The organism is Chromobacterium subtsugae (genome assembly GCF_001676875.1).
GTDB lineage: Bacteria > Pseudomonadota > Gammaproteobacteria > Burkholderiales > Chromobacteriaceae > Chromobacterium > Chromobacterium subtsugae.
Window position 1 is genome coordinate 45106 of sequence record NZ_JYKA01000018.1, and the last position, 20403, is coordinate 65508.

Below are 20403 nucleotides of genomic sequence, written 5' to 3' on the forward strand. Positions count from 1 at the left end.
CCCATTAGCGAATGGACCCGGCAGCTGCCGGGGCGTTCCCATCAAAGCGCGAACAGCTCCTGCTGCGAGCAGACCGCGGTGCCCAGCTTGCCGACCACCACGCCGGCGGCGGCATTGGCCAGGCTCATCGCCACCGGCAGGCTTTGCCCGGCGGCCAGCGCCAGGCCCAGCGTGCCGATCACCGTGTCGCCGGCGCCGGACACGTCATACACCTCGCGGGCGAAAGTAGGCTGATGCAGCGCGCCGTCGGCGCGGAACAGCGTCATGCCCTCTTCGCTGCGCGTCACCAGCAGCGCGTCCAGATTCAATTCCTCGCGCAGTTTCTGCGCCTTGCGCACCAATACATCCTCGTCGCGCCAGGAGCCCGCCACCTGGCTGAACTCGCTGCGATTCGGCGTCAGCAGCGTGGCGCCGGCGTACTTGCTGTAATCGTCGCCCTTGGGGTCGATCAGCACCGGCTTGCCGGCGGCGCGCGCCAGCTCGATCATCCGCGCCACATGGGTCAGGCCGCCCTTGCCGTAGTCGGACAGAATCACCACGTCGTGATCGGCGACGATAGCCGAGAATTCCTGCAGTTTGTCGGCCAGTATCTCGTGACTGGGCGAATCTTCGAAGTCCAGGCGGATCAGTTGCTGCTGCCTGGCCACCACCCGCAGCTTGACCGTGGTGGCGATCTTGGCGTCGCGCTTGAACGAGGTGGCGATGCCGTCATCGCGCAGCAGCCGCTCCAGCACACCGGCCGCCTCGTCGTCGCCGACCACCGACAAAATGGTCGCCTTCCCGCCCAGGCCGGCGATATTGCGCGCCACGTTGGCCGCGCCGCCGGCGCGCTCCTCGCTGCGGCCTATCTTGGCCACCGGCACCGGCGCCTCTGGAGAAATGCGCGACACATCGCCGAACCAGTAACGGTCCAGCATCACATCGCCCACCACCAGCACCCGCGCGCGCGCCAGGCTTTCCGCCAGCCTGACGGCATCCAGCTCCAGCTCTTGCATCAAACCCATAGCTCTGCCCCCTTATCGGCCAATGGCCAGGTAATCGAAGCCCTGCTCGCGCAGCCATGACGGGTCGTACATATTGCGGCCGTCGAAAATCAATGGCTGCTTCAGGCTGGCCTTGATCGCGTCGAAATCCGGCGCCCGGAACATTTTCCACTCCGTCACGATCAGCAAGGCGTCGGCGCCTTCCAGCGCCGCCATCATATCGTCGGCGAAGCGCAGCCGCGCATTGCCGCCCATCACGCGGCTGGCTTCGTGGGTGGCCACCGGATCGAAAGCCACCACTTCGGCGCCCCGCCGAGTCAGTTCGTCCACAATCACCCGGCTCGGCGCTTCGCGCATATCGTCGGTATTGGGCTTGAACGCCAGGCCCCACAACGCGAAGCGGCGGCCGGCCAGATCGCTGCCGAAGCGGCCCACCACCTTGTCCACCAACCGCAGCTTCTGGATATCGTTGGCCTCTTCCACCGCGGTCAGCACGCGCAACGTATGGCCGTGCTCCTTGCCGGTCTGCACCAGCGCCTTGACGTCCTTGGGGAAGCAGGAGCCGCCGTAGCCGACGCCGGGATACAGGAACTGATAGCCGATGCGCGGATCCGAGCCCATGCCCAGCCGCACCTGCTCGATGTCGGCGCCCATGGTCTCGGCCAGATTGGCCAACTCGTTCATGAAGGAAATGCGGGTGGCCAACATCGCGTTGGCGGCGTACTTGGTCAGTTCGGCCGAGCGCACGTCCATCAGCAGCACGCGCTCGTGGTTGCGCTGGAACGGCTTGTACAGCCGGCGCATGATCTCGGCGGCGCGCTCGTCGTCCACGCCTATCACCACCCGGTCCGGCCGCATGAAGTCGTCGATCGCCGCGCCTTCCTTCAGGAATTCCGGATTCGACACCACGCTGAACGGCAGCGCCGCGCCGCGCGCGGCCAGTTCTTCCGCTATCGCCGCGCGCACCTTGTCGGCGGTGCCGACCGGCACCGTGGACTTGTCCACCACCACCCGGTAATCCGCCATGTGGCGGGCGATATTGCGCGCCGCGCCCAGCACGTATTGCAGGTCGGCGGAGCCGTCCTCATCCGGCGGCGTGCCGACGGCGATGAACTGCACCTCGCCGAAAGCGACCGACTCGGCCACGTCGGTGGTGAAATGCAGGCGGCCGGCGGCCACGTTGCGTTTCACCATCTCTTCCAGGCCAGGCTCGAAAATGGGGATGCCGCCGTTTTGCAGAATTTCGATCTTGCGCGGGTCCACGTCCAGGCAGCACACCTGGTAGCCGGTTTCCGCCAAGCAGGTGCCGGTGACCAGGCCGACATAGCCGGAACCAATGACAGTGACTTTCATGGCTTCTGATTCCGGTATTGCTGAATGTCTTGATTGATCTGGCGCAGCGTGGCCAGCGGATCGGCGGAGCCGGTGATGGAGCGGCCGATCACCAGGTAGTCGGCGCCGGCTTGCAGCGCCGCCAGCGGCGTCATCACGCGGCGCTGGTCGTCATTGCCGCTTTCGGCCAGGCGGATGCCCGGCGTCACCAGCTTGAAATCCTGGCCCAGCGCCTGCTTCAGCATCGAAGCCTCCTGCGCGGAGCACACCACGCCGTCCAGGCCGCAATCGCGGGTCAGCGTCGCCAGGCGGCGCACATGCTCTTCCGGCGACACGGCGATGCCGATTTCCGCGAGGTCGGACGCATCCATGCTGGTCAGCACCGTCACCGCGATCAGCAGCGGGCGCTGGCTGTAGCCGGCCAGCGCTTCGCGCGCGGCTTCCATCATGCGGCGGCCGCCCGAGGCGTGCACATTGACCATCCACACGCCGGCGTCGGCCGCCGCCTTGCAGGCGTGGGCGACCGTGTTGGGAATATCGTGGAACTTCATGTCCAGGAACACCTGGAAGCCGCGCGCGCTCAGGGTTTCCACCAGATTGCGGCCGCTGGAGGTGAACAGCTCCTTGCCCACTTTCAGCCGGCATTCGGACGGGTCAAGCCGGCTGGCGAAATCCAGCGCCTTGGCGGCGTTGTCGAAATCCAGCGCCACCAACACCGGCGAATCGATCCGCGCATCCGCAGCTGCGATCAAAGGGTTCATGCATGCTCCATCATTCTATTTATATGTGCGAAGCGCCGCCGAGGGTCAGCGGCGGCGCGAAGTTCAAGACGGCGTCAGGCTTCCGAACGGTTGGCGGTGAAGCTTTCCCATTCGCCGCAGGCGGGGCAATGCCAGAAGAAGGCCCGCGAGCGGAAATTGCAGCATTTGCAGCGATGCACGCTCAAACGCTGGGAATGTTTGAGTATCAGCGCGCGCGCCACCTCGGCGTCCATCCGGCCCTCCGGCGACAGCTCGTCCATCTGCGCCTCTATCATCCGGTAGACGCCGGACAGGCTGGGACGCGCGTGCACCGCCTCGCGCACGCCTTCCAGCGCGCGCGCCTCGCCCTCGTAAGTGGCGATTTTCTGGTACAGCAGGTCGGTCAGTTCCAACTGCGGGAAAGTGCGCTGGTAGCCGCGCAGCAGGGCGATGCCCTCCGACGGCTTGCCCAGTTTCTCATAGGCGTCGAACAGACGCTCGGCCGCCATCGCCAGGTATTCGTAGTTCTGCTTCTCTATGCCCTGCCAGGCCGCCATCGCCGCTTCGACATGGCCTTCGGCGAATTCGATGTCGCCGAGGATCAGGCTGGCGCGCACGCACTTGCGGTTGGCGGCGATCGCCTCCGCCACATACTGGCGCGCCTGCTCGTAATGGGATTGGTACAGCTCGCCCTGCGCCAGTTCGCAATAGAACTGCGCCACTTCATGCTGGAAGGAATGCGCGTCGCTGCGCAGCTCGCGGGCGGTTTCAATCGCCTTTTTCCAGTCGCGGTCCTGCTGGTAGATGTCGAGCAGCTGCCGCCGCGCCGCCAGCGCCATATTGCCGTCCAGCAGCTTCAGCAGGATTTCCTCGGCGCGATCGACCAAGCCCGCCTTGCGGAAATCCTGCGCCAGCTCGTTGCGCACCAGATCGCGGTGCTCGCCGGGCAGATCGGACGAGTCCAGCATCTGCTGGTGCAGGCGGATGGCGCGGTCGTTCTCGCCGCGCTTGCGGTAGAGCTTGCCCAGCACATGCTGCAATTCCAGCGCCGCGCCCTGCTGGCGCGCCACCTCGGACAAAGCCTGCGCGGCGACGTCGGTCTTGTCGTCAACCAGCGCGTCCAGGCCGCGAAAATACGAAATCGGCACCGCTTTCGCCTGCTTCAGCACGGTGCGCATATCCACCCGGGCCGCAAACCAGCCCAGGCCGAAAAAGGCTGGAAACAGCAGCAGCCACCACAAATCGAGTTCCAACAGCAATCCTTTCGGGATAATAGAATCCGGGCCGCGGACGCGGCCGGCAGGCTAGGCGGCCATCAATCGGCGATGGCGTCGCTGGGATCGCTGACAACCTTGCTGGCAGGCGGGCGATTGCGCAGCTCTTTCTTCAGTTGCGAAAGCTCGCGGCGGGTTCTCAGGTAGAAGCTGAAAGTGGCCAGCAGGCCTACCACCGCGCCGGCGACGAAGAACAGCAACAGGAAGACGATGAACGGCGCCGACCAAGATTGGCCGAAGAACAGTTTGAATTCGACCGCGTGGCTGTTCTGCACGGTGACCGCGACCAGCAGCAACAACAGGGCCAGTTCGACGATACGCAACAAATATCGCATGGGTTCGCTCGATGGGTTTGCCGGAGTGCAATTTTAAACGATAGCCAGCCACAACCCAAGCCGCCGCGCGCTCCGAATACGAAAAAAGCGCCGCAAAATGCGGCGCTTTTGGCACGACAGGCGTCAAAGAACTGCCATCAGGCCTGGGTCTGCTCCAACAGGGACAGATCCACGCGCTCCCGCAGTTCCTTGCCAGCCTTGAAATGAGGCACGTATTTCTCAGGAACCGAGACGCTGGTGCCCGACTTAGGATTGCGGCCGACGCGCGGCGGACGGTAGTTCAAATCGAAGCTACCGAAGCCGCGGATTTCGATCCGGCTTCCCTGAGCCAGGTTGTTGGCCATCGCATCCAGAATGGTCTTGACGGCCAACTCAGCATCTTTGTAGACCAACTGAGAATTGCGCTCGGCGAGTCTCTCGGACAGCCGCGCGATCAGCTCAGATTTGGTCATGACGCAATTACTCGTTGGAACCGGACAGTTTTGCCTTCAGCAGGGCACCCAGGTTGGTGGTGCCGGCGGAAGCGCTGTCAACGGTGGACAGGTTCTTCATCGCGGCATTCTCTTCCTGAGCGTCCTTGGCCTTGATCGACAGGCTGATGTTGCGCGACTTGCGGTCAACGGCAACGATCACGGCTTCCACTTCTTCGCCATCCTTCAGGACGGAGCGAGCATCTTCCACGCGGTCGCGGGACAGCTCGGAAGCGCGCAGGTAGCCCTCAACATCGGTATCCAGAGCGATTACGGCGCCCTTGGCGTCAACGGACTTCACGGTGCCCTTGACCAGGGCGCCCTTGTCGTTCATCGCAACGAAGTTGTTGAACGGATCGCCTTCCAGTTGCTTGATGCCCAGGGAGATGCGTTCTTTTTCCACGTCGATGGACAGAACAACGGCTTCAACCTCGTCGCCCTTCTTGAACTTGCGCACGGCTTCTTCGCCAGCTTCGTTCCAGGACAGGTCGGACAGGTGAACCAGGCCATCGATGCCGCCCGGCAGACCAACGAACACGCCGAAGTCGGTGATGGACTTGATCGCGCCCTTCAGCTTGTCGCCCTTGTGGAAGTTGTCGGCGAACTCGTTCCACGGGTTTGCCAGGCACTGCTTCATGCCCAGGGAGATGCGACGACGGTCTTCGTCGATTTCCAGGATCATGACTTCCACTTCGTCGCCAACTTGAACTACCTTGGACGGGTGTACGTTCTTGTTGGTCCAGTCCATTTCGGACACGTGCACCAGACCTTCGATGCCTTGTTCGATTTCAACGAACGCGCCGTAGTCGGTCAGGTTGGTCACCTTGCCGAACAGACGGGTGCCGGACGGGTAGCGGCGGGACAGGCCCACCCACGGATCTTCGCCCAGTTGCTTCAGGCCCAGGGATACGCGGTTCTTCTCTTGGTCGAACTTCAGTACCTTGGCTTCCACTTCATCGCCAACCGCCAGAACTTCGGACGGGTGCTTCACGCGGCGCCATGCCAGGTCGGTGATGTGCAGCAGGCCATCGATGCCGCCCAGGTCGACGAACGCACCGTAGTCGGTGATGTTCTTGACGATACCCTTGATGACTGCGCCCTCTTTCAGGGTTTCCAGCAGAGCCTTGCGCTCTTCGCCCAGGGTTTCTTCCAGCACGGAGCGGCGGGAAACCACGACGTTGTTGCGCTTGCGATCCAGCTTGATAACCTTGAACTCGATCTGCTTGTTTTCGTACGGGGTGGTGTCTTTCACCGGACGCACGTCAACCAGAGAGCCCGGCAGGAAGGCGCGGATGCCGTTGACCATGACGGTCAGGCCGCCCTTGACCTTGCCGCTGATCAGGCCGGACAGGATGGTGCCGGCTTCCAGAGCTTCTTCCAGCTCAACCCAGGCAGCCATGCGCTTGGCTTTTTCGCGGGACAGCTTGGTCTCGCCGAAGCCGTTTTCCAGCGCGTCGATGGCGACGGTGACGAAGTCGCCGATGGCGACTTCAACGACGCCTTGGTCGTTCTTGAATTCTTCAGCCGGAATCAGGGACTCGGACTTGAGGCCTGCGTTCACGGTTACAAAGTTGGAATCAACTGCCACGACTTCAGCAGTGATCACTTCGCCCACGCGCATATCGTGCAGGGTGAGGCTTTCCTCGAACAGTTGAGCGAAGTTTTCCATGGAGAGGGTAGTCATCAAGCGTACTCTCGGTTGCATGCCTTGCGGCGTGCGGGGTTAGGGTTGAACACGCGGCGGCTTTTGCAACGCAGCAAAAACAGCCGTTAAAAAATCAATGGCCGGAAACCTGTCTTTCCTCAAACCACCCGAGGACCTTGTCGACCGCCTGGTCTATGGTCAGCTCCGTGGTATCGAGCAAAAAGGCGTCCGGCTCCTGGCGCAGCGGCGCTACCGGCCGGGCGGCATCGCGCGCGTCCCGATCGATAATGTCCTGCATAATTCTGGGGAGGTTAGCAGATTCCCCCTTGCCGATCAACTGCTTATAGCGGCGCTCGGCGCGCTCCTCGGCGCTGGCGGTCAGGAATATCTTCAACATGGCGTCCGGAAACACCACCGATCCCATGTCGCGGCCGTCGGTCACCAGGCCCGGCGCCAAGCGAAAATCGCGCTGGCGCTGCAATAGCGCGGCGCGGACTTCAGGCAGCGCCCCCACCTTGGACGCGCCGATGCCGATTTCCTCGGCGCGGATATCCAGGCTGACATCGTTGCCTTCCAGCCACACCGCGCCGTCGGAGAACTCCACCGGCAGGACGATCGCGGCGCCGGCCAGCGCCGCTTCGTCGTCCCAGGCGATGCCATGGCGGCGGGCGTGCAGCGCCAGCAGCCGATACAGCGAGCCGGAGTCGAGGTAGTGGAAATCAAGGCGCGAGGCCACCAGGGCGGCCACCGTGCCCTTGCCGGAAGCGGAAGGCCCGTCGATGGTAATCACCGGAACTGTCATGGGAGTTTGATCCTGTTGCAATCTCAAGCCACCGGCTCCGTCGGCGCGCCGAAAGAAGCCGGTAAAACCGCGCATTGTAGCGCAAGCCGGCGCCTTGCAGGGGAGCGGATGCCGCCGTTCTCGCGCGGCCGGCGATTGCGCGCAGGCGGCGGCGGCGGGTACAGTGTCCGCTCACCCTTTCGTCCAACCCGCGATACGCACCCGAAAATAAAGCGCGCCCCGTCAATATGGAACAACTGCACCTGCTCCCCTGCCCTCGCCTCGCCGGCGCCGTCAAGCTGCCCGGCTCCAAGAGCATCTCCAACCGCACCCTGCTGCTGGCCGCGCTGTCCGGCGGCAGCACGCTGGTGCGCGACCTGCTGGATTCGGACGACATCCGCCACATGCTGGGCGCGCTGAAGCTGCTGGGCGTGAAAATAGAGCAGCAGGGCGACAGCCGCGACTTCCGCGTGCACGGCGCCGGCGGCGCTTTCCCGGTGAAAAACGCCGAGCTGTTCCTCGGCAACGCCGGCACCGCCTTCCGGCCGCTGACCGCCGCGCTGGCGCTGATGGGCGGCCACTACCAGCTGTCCGGCGTGCCGCGCATGCACGAGCGCCCGATCGGCGACCTCGTCGACGCGCTCAACGCCGCCGGCGCCCGCATCGCCTATCTGGGCCAGCCCGGCTTCCCGCCGCTGGCCATCTCCCCGGCCGACGTGCGCTGCGCCCAGCCCATCCAGGTGAAGGGCAATGTCTCCAGCCAGTTCCTCACCGCCTTGCTGATGGCGCTGCCGCTGACCGGCGGCCAGGCCGAGATCGAAGTGGTGGGAGAGCTGATCTCCAAGCCTTACATTGAAATCACGCTGAATCTGATGGCGCGCTTCGGCGTGCGCGTCGAACGCGACGGCTGGCAGCGCTTCGTGATTCCCGGCGGCCAGCACTACATCTCGCCCGGCGAAGTCTATGTCGAAGGCGACGCCTCCAGCGCGTCCTACTTCCTGGCGGCCGGCGCGCTGGCCGGCGGCCCGGTGCGGGTGGAAGGCGTCGGCAACGCCAGCATTCAGGGCGATGTGCGCTTCGCCGAGGCGCTGGAATTGATGGGCGCGACGGTGAGCCGCGGCGACAACTGGATCGAGGCCCGCGCCGAGGGCAAGCTCAAGGCGATAGACCTCGACTGCAACCACATTCCGGACGCGGCGATGACGCTGGCGGTGGCGGCATTGGCCGCCGACGGCACCACCACGCTGCGCAACATCGCCAGCTGGCGGGTGAAGGAAACCGACCGGCTGTCGGCGATGGCGACCGAATTGCGCAAGGTCGGCGCCGTAGTCGAGGAAGGCCCGGACTATCTCCGCGTCACCCCGCCGGCCGAGCTGACGCCGAACGCCGAAATCGACACCTACGACGACCACCGGATGGCGATGTGCTTCTCGCTGGTTTCGCTGCTGGGCGCGCCGGTGGTGATCAACGACCCCGACTGCGTGGCCAAGACCTTCCCCGGCTACTTCCAGGCGCTGGCCGCGCTGCAGGCGCAATAATCACAATATATTGATGGTTTAATCGATAGACTCCACAATATACGCCTTGCAAAGGAGTCTATCGATGAGCGACCTGTTCCGGATGCGCCGCGATTTCATGCGGCGCTTCGACATCCCCTCCCCCTCCCATCCCGAATATCAGCCCGAACAGCTGGCGATGTGGCAGACCATGCTGGACGAAGAGCTGGACGAGCTCAAACAGGCGCTGGCGGATTATCGCGAGCTGCCGGCGCAATCGCCCGAACAGCAACTGCGCAGCCGCGCCGAACTCGCCGCCGAGGCCGTGGACGTGCTCAATGTTGTGTGCGGCCTGCTGCTGTCGCAGGGCCTGCCGCTGGAGGCGATGTGCGAGGCGATACACGACGCCAATCTGCGCAAATGCGTGGACGGCAAGGTGGTGCGCCGCGCCGACGGCAAGGTGCTGAAGCCGGAAGGCTGGCGGCCGGCGGACAAGCTGGAAGTGATCCGCCAGGCGCAGGACCGCAACAATACGTCGCAATCTTTGTCCTGAATTAAAACGTCCTTAAGCCATCCCGGCTAAGCTTGAATCTTGACCCACTCGCATCCGGGAACCGAAATGCTGCGCAATTCCTCGCAAAGCTACGGCCGCGTCGCCCGCGCGCTGCACTGGCTGTGCGCTCTGGCGGTGATCGCCGCGCTGGTCTTCATCGAACTCAAAGGCAACTTCCCCAAGGGCGATCCGGTCCGCGGCGGCCTGAGCTACGCCCACATCCAGGCCGGCCTGATCGTCCTGCTGCTGGTCGTGCCCAGACTGGCCTGGCGGCTGGGCAATCCGCCGCCCGGCATCACTCCCCGCCCCAGCCCGCTGATGAAGCTGCTGGCCCATGCCGGCCACTGGGCGCTGTACGCGCTGATGCTGGCGCTGCCCATCCTGGGCATCGCCTTCATCCAGGCCAGGGGCGGCGAAGTGGCCCTGTTCGGCCTGGCGCTGCCAGCCATGCTGGCGCCGGATCCGGCCTTCGGCCGCCAGCTGAAGGACGCGCATGAGCTGCTGGGCAACGTGCTGCTGTGGCTGAGCATCCTGCACGCCGCCGCCGCCGTCTGGCATCATCGCTTCGTCAAAGACGATACGCTGACCCGCCTGATCGGCCCGCTACGCTGATTCCGCGCGCCGGCTGGAGCCTCTGGCCACCAGCCGGCCGGACAGCACCACCTTGCGCGGCGGCCGCTCCGGCTGCCGCAAGCGTTCCAGCAGCATCGCCATCGCCTCGCGGCCGATGGCGTCCACCGGCTGCTCGATCACCGTCATCCCCGGTTCCGCCAATTCGGTCCAGCTGTCGTTGTCGAAACCCGCCAGCGCCAGCTGCCGCGGCACCGCGACGCCGAGCGCCCGCGCCGCCTTGACCGCGCCCAATAGCAACAAGCCGTTGCTGGCGATCAGCGCCTGCGGCGGATCGTCCTCCCGCAGCCAGGCCGCCACCGCCTGCTCGGCCGCCGCCGCGCTGGGCGCGGCGAAGCGCGCGTCCGCGGCCAGCCCGGCCCGCGCCAGCGCGGCGGCGAAACCGGCATGCCGCTCGGCCCCGGTGCTGCTGGTATTGCCGAACAATCCGCCGATGCGGCGATAACCCTGCTCCAGCAGATGCGCCACCAGTTGCCCCGCGGCCGCGGCATTGTCCAGCAGCACCGCGTCGCCGCCGCCGGGGCCGGCGCGGTCCACCATCACCACCGGGAAACCCAGCGCCGCGATGTCCAGCCGCGCCGCGGTCGCGCGGGTGGCGGCCAGGATCACCCCGCTCACCCTCTCCTCCTGCATCAGCCGCAGATACATCGCTTCCTTCTCCGGGTTTTCGTCGGTATTGCACAGGATCACCCGCATGCCGGCGCGATAGGCGGCGTCCTCCACCGCCCGCCCCACCGCGGTGAAGAAAGGGTTGCAGATATCGGACACGATCAGGCCGACGGTCAGGCTGGATTGCGAGCGCAGGCGCCGCGCCGACAGGTTGGGCCGATAGCCGCTGCCGGCGATGGCTTCTTCCACCTTGGCGCGCAACGCCGGACTCACCGGCCCGTTGCCCAAAACCCGCGACACAGTGGCCACCGACACGCCGGCCAACCGCGCGACATCCTTGATACTGGTCGTCATATGGAATCGTTTTCAATTGATTTTCGCCATGCTGCGCCTAGTTAGCGTGACGCGCAAGCGCTTGAAAATCCAGCAACAGCATGCTGCATTGCAATATCCATACTTTATTGGCACGAATGAATTGACAGAAAAAATGTAATCGTTTTCAATCGCTGACATACCGATCCCGCCTACGAGGTGCGCCGTGTCCGATGCCCTGCTCAATCCCCAACTGATACGCCTGGGCTGCCGGCCCGCCGACAAGGACGCCGCCATCCGCGAAGCCGGCGCGCTGCTGGAGGCAGCCGGCTGCATCGCCCCGGACTATATAGACAGCCTGCTGCGGCGCGAGGCGGTGGCCAACACCTACCTGGGCAACGGCATCGCCATTCCGCACGGCATGGCCGAAGACCGCGCCCAGGTGCTGCGCACCGGCGTCGCCATCCTGCAGATTCCGGACGGGCTGGAATGGAACCCCGGCCAGCGCATCCACCTGCTGTGCGCGATCGCCGCCCGCTCCGACGACCACCTGGTGATGCTGCGCCAGCTGACCCGGCTGCTGCAGGACGAAGCCCGGCTGCTGCCGCTGTTCACCACCACCGACAGCGCCGACCTGCTGGCAGCGCTGGCCCAGCCGGAAGCGCCGCTGCCGCCCGACGCCGAAGCGCACGACCTGGATCTGTGCGAGGAATGGCGGCTGGACTACCCCAACGGCCTGCACGCCCGCCCCGCCGCGCTGTGGGTGGAGGCGGCGCGCCGCAGCCCGGCGCAATTGCAGGTGCGCCACGGCAGCCAGGCCGCCGACGCCAAAAACCTGATCGCGCTGCTGCAGCTCGGCCTGCGCCAGGGCGCGCTGCTGACGGTTTCCGCGCGCGGGCCGCAAGCCGCCGACGGGCTCAAACAACTGCTGCGGGCGATGCGCGAAGCCAGCCTGGCCGAGCAGACCGCCGCCGCCATCGCCGCCCAGCGCGCCGCGGCGCAACGGCCGCGCGCCGGCTGGCAGCCGTCGGGCCAGCCGGTTTCGCTGCCCGGCATCGCCGCCAGCCCCGGCCTCGCCATCGGCACCGTGCGCGTGCTGGCCGGCGAACAGCTGCGCATCGTCGACCGCCCGGTCAGCCTGGCCGAAGGCGGCGACCGCCTGCACGAAGCGCTGGCCGCCACCCGCCGCCGGCTGGCGGCGCTGGCCGACGCCACTCAGGCCACGCTGGGCGCCGCCGAAGCCGGCATTTTCCGCGCCCAAGCCGAACTATTGAACGACACCGACCTGATCACCCTCAGCTGCCAACTGATGGTGGCCGGCCATGGCGTGGAGTGGTCTTGGCACCAGGCGGTGGAGCGGCTGGCGGAAAAGATCTCGGCATTGGGCAACCCACTGCTGGCCGCCCGCGCCGCCGACCTGCGCGACGTCGGCCGGCGGGTGCTGCTAGAGCTGGACCCATCGCTGCAAGGCAACGCGCCGGGAGAGTTCGGCCCCGACACCATCCTGCTGGCCGCCGACCTGGCGCCGTCGGACACCGCCAGTCTGGATCTCTCCCGCGTCAAGGGCCTGGCCACCGCCCACGGCGGCCCCACCGCCCACACCGCCATCCTGGCGCGCACGCTGGGCCTGCCGGCGCTGGTGGCCGCCGGTCCGGCGCTGCTCGACGTGGCCGACGGCAGCCCGGCGATCCTGGACGGCGACGCCGGCCGGCTCTACCTGAACCCGAGCGAGCACAATCTCGCCTCCGCCCGCGACTGGCAACAACGCCAGCGCGAGGCGCAGCAACAACAGCAGCAGGCCTGCCTGCAGCCCGGCCAGACCGCCGACGGCCGCCGCGTGGAAATCGCCGCCAACCTCAACCGGCCGGAACAGGTCGCCGGCGCGCTGAACAACGGCGCGGAAGGCGTCGGCCTGATGCGCACCGAATTCCTGTTTCTGGAGCGCGACGCCGCGCCGGACGAAGAAGAGCAATACCAGACCTACCTGGCCATGCAGCAGGCGCTGCAGGGCCGGCCGCTGATCGTGCGCGCGCTGGACATCGGCGGCGACAAACAGGTGCCCTACCTGAACCTGCCGGTCGAGGACAACCCCTTCCTCGGCGTGCGCGGCGCGCGGCTGCTGCTGCGCCGGCGCGAGCTGCTGGAGCCGCAGCTGCGCGCGCTGTACCGCGCCGCCAAGGCCGGCAAGCCCTTGTCCATCATGTTTCCGATGATCAGCTCGCTGAAGGAGATCACCCGGCTCAAGGGCTGGTGCGAGGGCGTGCGCAAGGAATTGGACGCGCCGCCGGTGCCGATAGGCATCATGGTGGAAGTGCCGGCCGCCGCGCTGCTGGCCGACCAGCTGGCGCCCTATGTCGACTTCTTCTCCATCGGCACCAACGACCTCACCCAATACGCGCTGGCGATGGACCGCCAGCACCCGGAGCTGGCCGCCGAAGCCGACAGCCTCCACCCCGCCGTGCTGCGGCTGATCCGCCAGACGGTGCGAGGCGCGGCCGCGCACCAGCGCTGGGTGGGCGTGTGCGGCGGCAGCGCCGGCGACCCGCTGGGCGCCGCGGTACTGGCCGGCCTGGGCGTGGACGAGTTGTCGATGAGCCCCAGCGACATCCCGGCGGTCAAAGCCATGCTGCGCCGCCACGACTACGCGCGGCTGCAAGCGCTGGCGGAACAGGCGCTGTCCTGCGACAGCGCCGAGGAAGTGCGCCAGCTGCTGGAGGCACTGGCATGAGCCCCGCCCTGCACACCATCACGCTGAACCCGGCGCTGGACCAGACCGTCACCCTGGATGAACTGCTGCCCGGCGGCGTCAACCTGGCGCGCGCCGCCCAATTGAACGCCGGCGGCAAGGGCATCAACGTGGCCAGCTGCCTGGCCGACTGGGGCCTGCCGGCCACCGTCCACGGCCTGCTGGGCCGCGACAACAGCGGGGCGTTCGAGCAACTGTTCGCCGCCAAGCGCATCCACGACCGCATGCTGCGCCTGCCCGGCGACAGCCGGGTCAACATCAAGCTGGCCGACCTCAAATCCGGCCGCACCACCGACATCAACCTGCCCGGCCTGGCCGCCGCCGAGGCCGACCTGCAGGCGCTGGCCGCCCGGCTGGCAGAGCTGCGCGCCGGCGACAGCGCGGCGCTGGCCGGCAGCCTGCCGCCCAGCTTGCCGCCGGACGCCCTGGCCCGGCTGTGCCGCCAGTTGAAACGGCAAGGCGTGTGGGTGCTTCTGGACAGCAGCGGGCCGGCATTGGCCTCGGCGCTGGCCAATCCGCCCGAGGCGCTGCCCGACTGCATCAAGCCGAACCGGGAAGAACTGGCGCAATGGGCCGGCCGCGAGCTGGCCGCGCTGCCGGATGTGGCGCGCTGCGCGCAAGGCCTGCAGCGGCGGGGCATCGCCCAGGTGGTGGTGTCGCTCGGCGAACAGGGCGCCATGCTGGTCGACGCCGACTGCGCGCGGCTGGCCAGCCTGCCGCCGCAGCGGCCGCTGAGCACGGTGGGCGCCGGCGACGCGCTGGTGGCGGGACTGATGGCCGCCCGCCAGCAAGGGCTGGCCGGCGGCGACGCGCTCAGGCTGGCAGTGGCTTTCGCCGCCGCCAAGCTGCAAAGCGTCGGCCCGCACCTACCCGCCGCCGAACAGATACGCCAACTGGCGGACGCGGTCCGCCTGCAAGACCTGGCCGCGGCCTGAAGCCGGCGCCCATCATCGATCACAGGGGAAACGCAATGAGCATCGTCGCCATCATCCGCTCCGGCGAGCGCAGCACCCAGGCGCGCCTGGCCGCCGAAGCGCTGCGCCTGGCCGCCCAGCGGCGGCAGCTGCCGATAGACATCGAGATAGACGGCCAGCCGGCGTTGAGCGCCGGCCAGATCGCCGCCGCCGGCCATGTGCTGCTGATAGGCGAAGAGGACGACGCCCGCCTGGGCCGGCGCGCCGCGCGCCGCGCCACGCTGGACGCGGTGCTGGCCGACCCGGCCGGCCAGCTTCAGGTGCAGGAAGCCGGCCGCGCCCTGCGCATCGTCGCCGTCACCAGCTGTCCCACCGGCATCGCCCACACCTTCATGGCGGCCGAGGGGCTGGTCCAGGGCGCCAAGGCGCTGGGCCACGCGATTCGGGTGGAAACCCAGGGCTCGGTCGGCGCGCAAGACGCGCTGAGCGATGCCGAGATCGCCGCCGCCGACCTGGTCATCATCGCCGCCGACACCCAGGTGGCGGTGGAGCGCTTCGCCGGCAAGCGGCTGTTCAAGAGCGGCACCAAGGCCGCCATCGGCGACGGCAAGGCGCTGATCCGCCACGCCATCGAAGAGGCGCAGCCATGGGCAGGCGCCAGCCCGGCCGCCGCCGAAGCCGCCAATCAGGAAAAAGCCAAGGACGGGCCCTACCGTCACCTGATGACCGGCGTGTCCTTCATGCTGCCCTTCGTCACCGCCGGCGGCATTTTGATCGCGCTCGCCTTCGCGCTGGGCGGCATCTACGCCTTCGACGACGCGCACAAGGGCACGCTGGCCTGGTCGCTGTTCCAGATCGGCGCGAAATCCGCCTTCGCGCTGATGGTGCCGATCCTGGCCGGCTACATCGCCTACTCCATCGCCGACCGTCCCGGCATCGCCCCCGGCATGGTGGGCGGCATGCTGGCCGCCAGCCTGGGCTCGGGCTTTCTCGGCGGCATCGCCGCCGGCTTCATCGCCGGCTACGGCACCCGCGAATTGAACCGCCGGATCAAGCTGGGCCAGCATCTGGACGGCCTGAAGCCGGTGTTGATCCTGCCGGTGCTGGGTTCCCTGCTGACCGGCCTCTTGATGATCTACGTGGTGGGCCAGCCGGTGGCCGCCGTGCTGGCGGCGCTGACCGAGGCGCTCAAGGGCATGCAAGGCAGCAGCGCGCTGGCCCTGGGCGCGCTGCTGGGCGCGATGATGGCTTTCGACATGGGCGGCCCGGTCAACAAGGCGGCCTACGCCTTCGCCACCGGCCTGATCGCCAGCCAGGTATACACGCCGATGGCGGCAGTGATGGCGGCCGGCATGACGCCGCCGCTGGGCCTGGCGCTGGCCACCCGCTTGTTCCGCAACCGCTTCAGCGCCGACGAGCGCGAAGCCGGCAAGGCCGCCGGCGTGCTGGGCCTGGCCTTCATCAGCGAGGGCGCGATACCGTTTGCCGCGCGCGACCCGCTGCGGGTGATCCCGGCGCTGATGGCCGGCTCGGCGCTGGCCGGCGCCATCTCGATGACCATGGGCGTGCAGCTGAAAGTGCCGCACGGCGGCGTGTTCGTGCTGCCCATTCCCAACGCGGTGGAACATCTGGGCGGCTATCTGATCGCCCTGGCAGCCGGCACCGCCGTCACCGCCTTGCTGTTGGGCCTGCTGAAGAAGCCGCTGCCGCAAACCGCCGGCTGACCCCGCCTCCCTCCCTTCCGCCGACAGGCCTGCGATGCTCACGCATCGCAGGCCTGTTTACATTAGAAATAATGAATAGTTAATTTGTTATAATGCGTTCACAAACGGCACACAGATGCCGCGAATTCATTGCAAACATCAATCAGGAAAAGCCATGTCCATTACCCGCCGCGACTTCCTCAACGGTTTCGCGCTGACGGTGGCTGCCGGGCTCACACCGCTGGAAATCCTCCGTGCCGCGCCCCGTCAGATCAGCGCCAGCTACTACCCGCCTTCGCTCACCGGCCTGCGCGGCAATCACGACGGCTCCTTCGAAAACGCCCACAAGCTGGGCCGCGCCCACCACGCCTATTCGCTCTCCGGCGCCAAGGTGGAGGAGCATTACGACCTGGTGGTGGTCGGCGGCGGCATCAGCGGCCTTTCCGCCGCCCACTACTACCGCAAGAAGCACCCGCAGGCCAAGGTGCTGATCCTGGACAACCACGACGACTTCGGCGGCCACGCCAAGCGCAACGAGTTCAAGGTCGGCGATCGCCTGGTGCTGGGCTACGGCGGCACCGAATCGCTGCAGTCGCCCAAGCACGTGTTCAGCAAGGAAGCGCTGGCGCTGATGAAAGAGCTGACCGTCGACATCGATGGCCTGGCCAGCCACTTCCACCGCAATTTCTACCCCGACCTCAAGCTGTCGCGCGGCGTGTTCTTCAATAAGGAAGACTTCGGCGCCGACAAGGTGGTGGGCGGCGACCCCTATCTGCAGGTGGCGGACGACATCGACCCCAAGCGCCTGAACGCGCGGCCGATCCGCGACTTCATCAATGATTTTCCGATGCCGAAGAAGGACCGCGACGCGTTGATCGCCCTGCACACCAGCCAGCGCGACTACCTGGGCGACATGCCCAAGGCCAAGCGCGAGGCTTATCTCGCCAAGATCAGCTACAGCACCTACCTGTCCCGCCACGTCGGCCTGAGCGCCACCGCGATCCGCTTCTTCCAGTCGCGCAGCAACGACTTCCAGGCGGTGGGCATCGACGGCCTGCCGGCGCTGGACGCGCGCAATCTGGACCTGCCGGGCTTCCACGGCGTGGCGGGCCTGGGCAAGATCAGCGCCGAGGCGGAAGCCGAACTGCGCGACCCCTACATCTACCACTTCCCGGACGGCAACGCCTCCATCGCCCGCCTGCTGGTGCGCAAGATGATTCCGCAAGCGGCGCCGGGCAAGGACATGAACGACATCGTGCTGGCCCGCTTCGACTACAGCAAGCTCGACCTGCCGGAAAACCCGGTGCGGCTGCGGCTGAACAGCACCGTGGTGCGGGTGGAAAACGGCAAGAGCGCGGTGGATATCGGCTACCTGGACAAGGGCGGCCAGCTGCGCCGCGTGCAGGCGCGCCACACCGTGATGGCCTGTTACAACATGATGATCCCGCACATCATGCCCAGCCTGCCCGACGACCAGAAACAGGCGCTGGCGATGAACGTCAAGGCGCCGCTGGTCTACACCAAGGTAGTGCTGAAGAACTGGGACAGCTTCATGAAGCTGGGCGTGCACGAGCTGTACTGCCCTTCCATGCCGTACAGCCGCATCAAGCTAGACTACCCGGTGGACATCGGCGGCTACCAGCATCCGCGCAAGCCGTCCGAGCCGATGTGCCTGCACATGGTCTACGTGCCCACCATCGCCGGCTCCGGCCTGGACCCGCGCACCCAGTGGCGGATGGGCCGCGCCAAGCTGCTGGCCATGCCGTTCTCGGAAATGGAAACCATGGTGCGCGAGCAACTGCAGCGCATCCTCGGCCCCACCGGCTTCGACCACCAGCGCGACATCGCCGCCATCACCGTCAACCGCTGGTCGCACGGCTATTCCTACTTCCTCAACTCGATGTACGACGACGAAGACGAGTCCAAGCGCATCATCGCCGCCGCCCGCCGCCCGGCCGGCAATGTGACGATCGCCAACTCCGACTCCGACTGGAACCCGTACACCCACGCCGCCATCGACCAGGCATGGCGCGCCGTCAACGAGCTGAGCTAACAGGAACCCCGCGATGAAATTGATGAAAACCCTGGGCCTGGCGGCCCTCTTGGCCGCCGCCGCGCAAGCGGCGCAGGCCAATGTCGACACCGACAGCGTGCGGCGCGGCGCCTACCTCGCCCGCGTGTCCGACTGCATCGCCTGCCACAGCGCGCCGGACGGCAAGCCCAACGCCGGCGGCCTGGCGATGGACACCCCGGTCGGCAAGATCTACTCCACCAACATCACGCCGGACAAGGAAACCGGCATCGGCGACTACAGCTACGAGGACTTCGCCCGCGCGCTGCGCCAGGGCGTGGCCAAGGAAGGCCACTCGCTGTACCCGGCGATGCCCTACACCTCGTTCGCGCGCATCAACGACGCCGACATGCGCGACCTCTACGCCTATTTCATGCACGGCGTGGCGCCGGTGGCGCAGGAAAACCGCGACAGCGACATTCCCTGGCCCTTGTCGATGCGCTGGCCGCTGACGCTGTGGCGCTGGTTCTTCCACGACGACAGCGCCTACCAGGCGGATGCCGGCAAGAGCGCCGAATGGAACCGCGGCGCCTACCTGGTGCAGGGCATGGCCCACTGCGGCACCTGCCACACCCCGCGCGGCGCGGCCTTCCAGGAAGTGGCGCTGAACGACAAGAAGGCAGGCTACCTGACCGGCTCGCAGCTGGCGGGCTGGTACGCAGGCAACCTGACCGGCGACGCGCGCGAAGGCCTGGGCGGCTGGTCGGCGGACGAACTGGTGGAATACCTGCAGAAGGGCCGCAACCGCTACACCGCCGCCTTCGGCCCGATGGCCGAAGTGGTGCATTACAGCACCCAGCACGTCAGCGCGGGCGACCTGGCGGCGATGGCGATCTACCTGAAGAGCCTGCCGGGCGCCGGCGCCGCCGACGTGCGGCCGGTGCGCACCGGCTCCGCGCTGTTCTTCGAGAACTGCGCCACCTGCCACCAGGCCAACGGCCAGGGCCACGACAACGTGGTGCCGGCGCTGGCCGGCAGCTCGGCGGTGATGGCGCGCGACGCCACCTCGCTGATCCGGGTGGTGCTGGAAGGCGGCGTCAACGTCCGCACCGGCCATCTGCCGTGGGAATACAGCATGCCGGGCTACGCGCGGCAGATGTCCGACCAGGAAATCGCCGACGTGCTCAGCTATATGCGCCAGAGCTGGGGCAACACCGCCAGCCCGGTCGAAGCCGATCAGGTGGCCAAAGTGCGCGCGCTGTCGGCCCAGTCCGCCCACTAGCCCGCAGTCTGCCGCCCGCATGGCAACGCCGCCGCGCCCTCACGGGCGGGCGGCGTTTTTTCATGTCGGCGCGGGCCTCAAATCGCGCCGAAGCGGACTGGCCAGACACACTGCAGCAAGGGCTCGTCATCCTCGTCCACCAGCACGCCGCCGCGCTGAAACCCCAGCTTGCCCACCACCGCCAGCGACGGCTGGTTTTCCGGATTGACCTGCGCCAGCACCTCGGCCACCTCGCCGCTGTCGCGCGCCCGCTGCAGCAAAAGGCGCACCGCCGCAGCCGCCGCGCCCTGGCGGCGGCAGGCCGGCGCCACCGCGTAGCCTATCTCCACCCGGCCGGCGCGCGGCTCGCCCTTGAAGCCGCAAGCGCCCACCACCCGGCCCTCGCCATCCAGCATGTAAAAGGGCAGGCACCAATACGGACGCTGGCCGGCCCGCAGGCGCTCCCGCGCGCGCGCCGCCACTTCGGGCGGCGGCAAGGCCTGCTCCGCCACCCGGCCCGACAGGCGGCGCGGCGTCGCCGCTTTTTCGATATCGGCCAGCTCGTCGGGCGGAATCGTTTCCAGAATGATATGCATGAGGATGGGCGT

18 protein-coding genes are annotated in these 20403 nt (G+C 67.0%); 8 read left to right on the forward strand and 10 right to left on the reverse strand.

What is annotated here, in order from left to right:
* Nucleotides 1–41: 41 nt before the first annotated feature.
* The 8 genes from rfaE1 to cmk form a co-directional block, all read right to left on the reverse strand.
* Nucleotides 42–1004 (reverse strand): D-glycero-beta-D-manno-heptose-7-phosphate kinase, encoded by a 963-nt coding sequence (rfaE1, locus tag MY55_RS17815; protein ID WP_052258102.1) that lies wholly within the window; start codon nucleotides 1002–1004, stop codon nucleotides 42–44.
* Between the two features lie 12 nt (nucleotides 1005–1016).
* Nucleotides 1017–2336, reverse strand: coding sequence for a UDP-glucose dehydrogenase family protein (locus MY55_RS17820; protein ID WP_047257592.1), 1320 nt, complete (start codon nucleotides 2334–2336; stop codon nucleotides 1017–1019).
* The gene (gene pyrF, locus MY55_RS17825) at nucleotides 2333–3076 is read right to left on the reverse strand and encodes an orotidine-5'-phosphate decarboxylase (protein ID WP_043576173.1); all 744 of its coding nucleotides are present in this window, start codon (nucleotides 3074–3076) and stop codon (nucleotides 2333–2335) included. Before pyrF ends, MY55_RS17820 begins: the two co-directional genes overlap by 4 nt.
* Nucleotides 3077–3150: 74 nt before the next feature.
* Nucleotides 3151–4308 (reverse strand): lipopolysaccharide assembly protein LapB, encoded by a 1158-nt coding sequence (lapB, locus tag MY55_RS17830; RefSeq protein WP_043576176.1) that lies wholly within the window; start codon nucleotides 4306–4308, stop codon nucleotides 3151–3153.
* Nucleotides 4309–4370: 62 nt separating this feature from the next.
* Nucleotides 4371–4664 (reverse strand): LapA family protein, encoded by a 294-nt coding sequence (locus MY55_RS17835; protein WP_043576178.1) that lies wholly within the window; start codon nucleotides 4662–4664, stop codon nucleotides 4371–4373.
* A 137-nt stretch (nucleotides 4665–4801) separates the two neighbouring features.
* On the reverse strand, nucleotides 4802–5116 hold the full coding sequence (locus tag MY55_RS17840) for an integration host factor subunit beta (protein WP_043576179.1): 315 nt from the start codon (nucleotides 5114–5116) through the stop codon (nucleotides 4802–4804).
* Between the two features lie 7 nt (nucleotides 5117–5123).
* Nucleotides 5124–6818, reverse strand: coding sequence for a 30S ribosomal protein S1 (rpsA, locus tag MY55_RS17845; RefSeq protein ID WP_099049667.1), 1695 nt, complete (start codon nucleotides 6816–6818; stop codon nucleotides 5124–5126).
* A gap of 94 nt (nucleotides 6819–6912) precedes the next feature.
* Nucleotides 6913–7581, reverse strand: a complete 669-nt coding sequence (gene cmk, locus MY55_RS17850; protein WP_043576183.1) for a (d)CMP kinase — start codon at nucleotides 7579–7581, stop codon at nucleotides 6913–6915.
* 227 nt (nucleotides 7582–7808) lie between these two features.
* On the opposite strand from cmk, the gene aroA reads away from it, so the two are divergent.
* The 3 genes from aroA (at nucleotide 7809) to MY55_RS17865 (ending at nucleotide 10221) form a co-directional block, all read left to right on the forward strand.
* Nucleotides 7809–9098, forward strand: a complete 1290-nt coding sequence (gene aroA, locus MY55_RS17855) for a 3-phosphoshikimate 1-carboxyvinyltransferase (RefSeq protein ID WP_047237931.1) — start codon at nucleotides 7809–7811, stop codon at nucleotides 9096–9098.
* Between the two features lie 64 nt (nucleotides 9099–9162).
* Complete coding sequence (locus MY55_RS17860; protein WP_047237930.1) at nucleotides 9163–9609, forward strand: pyrophosphohydrolase domain-containing protein; 447 nt, start codon at nucleotides 9163–9165, stop codon at nucleotides 9607–9609.
* A 66-nt stretch (nucleotides 9610–9675) separates the two neighbouring features.
* The gene (locus tag MY55_RS17865) at nucleotides 9676–10221 is read left to right on the forward strand and encodes a cytochrome b (protein WP_043576189.1); all 546 of its coding nucleotides are present in this window, start codon (nucleotides 9676–9678) and stop codon (nucleotides 10219–10221) included.
* Here the strand turns inward: MY55_RS17865 and MY55_RS17870 are convergent.
* On the reverse strand, nucleotides 10213–11202 hold the full coding sequence (locus MY55_RS17870) for a LacI family DNA-binding transcriptional regulator (protein ID WP_043576190.1): 990 nt from the start codon (nucleotides 11200–11202) through the stop codon (nucleotides 10213–10215). The genes MY55_RS17865 and MY55_RS17870 overlap by 9 nt on opposite strands.
* A 184-nt stretch (nucleotides 11203–11386) precedes the next feature.
* Here MY55_RS17870 and ptsP point away from each other — a divergent pair, with 184 nt between their 5' ends.
* The 5 genes from ptsP (at nucleotide 11387) to MY55_RS17895 (ending at nucleotide 19816) form a co-directional block, all read left to right on the forward strand.
* A complete protein-coding gene (ptsP, locus tag MY55_RS17875) occupies nucleotides 11387–13888 on the forward strand; it encodes a phosphoenolpyruvate--protein phosphotransferase (RefSeq protein WP_047238615.1) in 2502 nt (833 codons plus the stop codon).
* The gene (gene pfkB / locus MY55_RS17880; protein ID WP_047238616.1) at nucleotides 13885–14841 is read left to right on the forward strand and encodes a 1-phosphofructokinase; all 957 of its coding nucleotides are present in this window, start codon (nucleotides 13885–13887) and stop codon (nucleotides 14839–14841) included. The genes ptsP and pfkB overlap by 4 nt, the downstream gene beginning before the upstream one ends.
* 35 nt (nucleotides 14842–14876) lie before the next feature.
* Nucleotides 14877–16544, forward strand: a complete 1668-nt coding sequence (locus MY55_RS17885; RefSeq protein WP_065202826.1) for a PTS fructose transporter subunit IIC — start codon at nucleotides 14877–14879, stop codon at nucleotides 16542–16544.
* A gap of 154 nt (nucleotides 16545–16698) precedes the next feature.
* Nucleotides 16699–18576: an NAD(P)/FAD-dependent oxidoreductase gene (locus tag MY55_RS17890; RefSeq protein ID WP_065202827.1), complete on the forward strand. Its 1878-nt coding sequence runs from the start codon at nucleotides 16699–16701 to the stop codon at nucleotides 18574–18576.
* A gap of 13 nt (nucleotides 18577–18589) precedes the next feature.
* Nucleotides 18590–19816, forward strand: coding sequence for a cytochrome c (locus tag MY55_RS17895; protein WP_065202828.1), 1227 nt, complete (start codon nucleotides 18590–18592; stop codon nucleotides 19814–19816).
* A 77-nt stretch (nucleotides 19817–19893) separates the two neighbouring features.
* On the opposite strand, the gene MY55_RS17900 is transcribed toward MY55_RS17895, so the two are convergent.
* Nucleotides 19894–20391, reverse strand: coding sequence for a GNAT family N-acetyltransferase (locus MY55_RS17900; protein WP_065202829.1), 498 nt, complete (start codon nucleotides 20389–20391; stop codon nucleotides 19894–19896).
* Nucleotides 20392–20403: the final 12 nt, after the last annotated feature.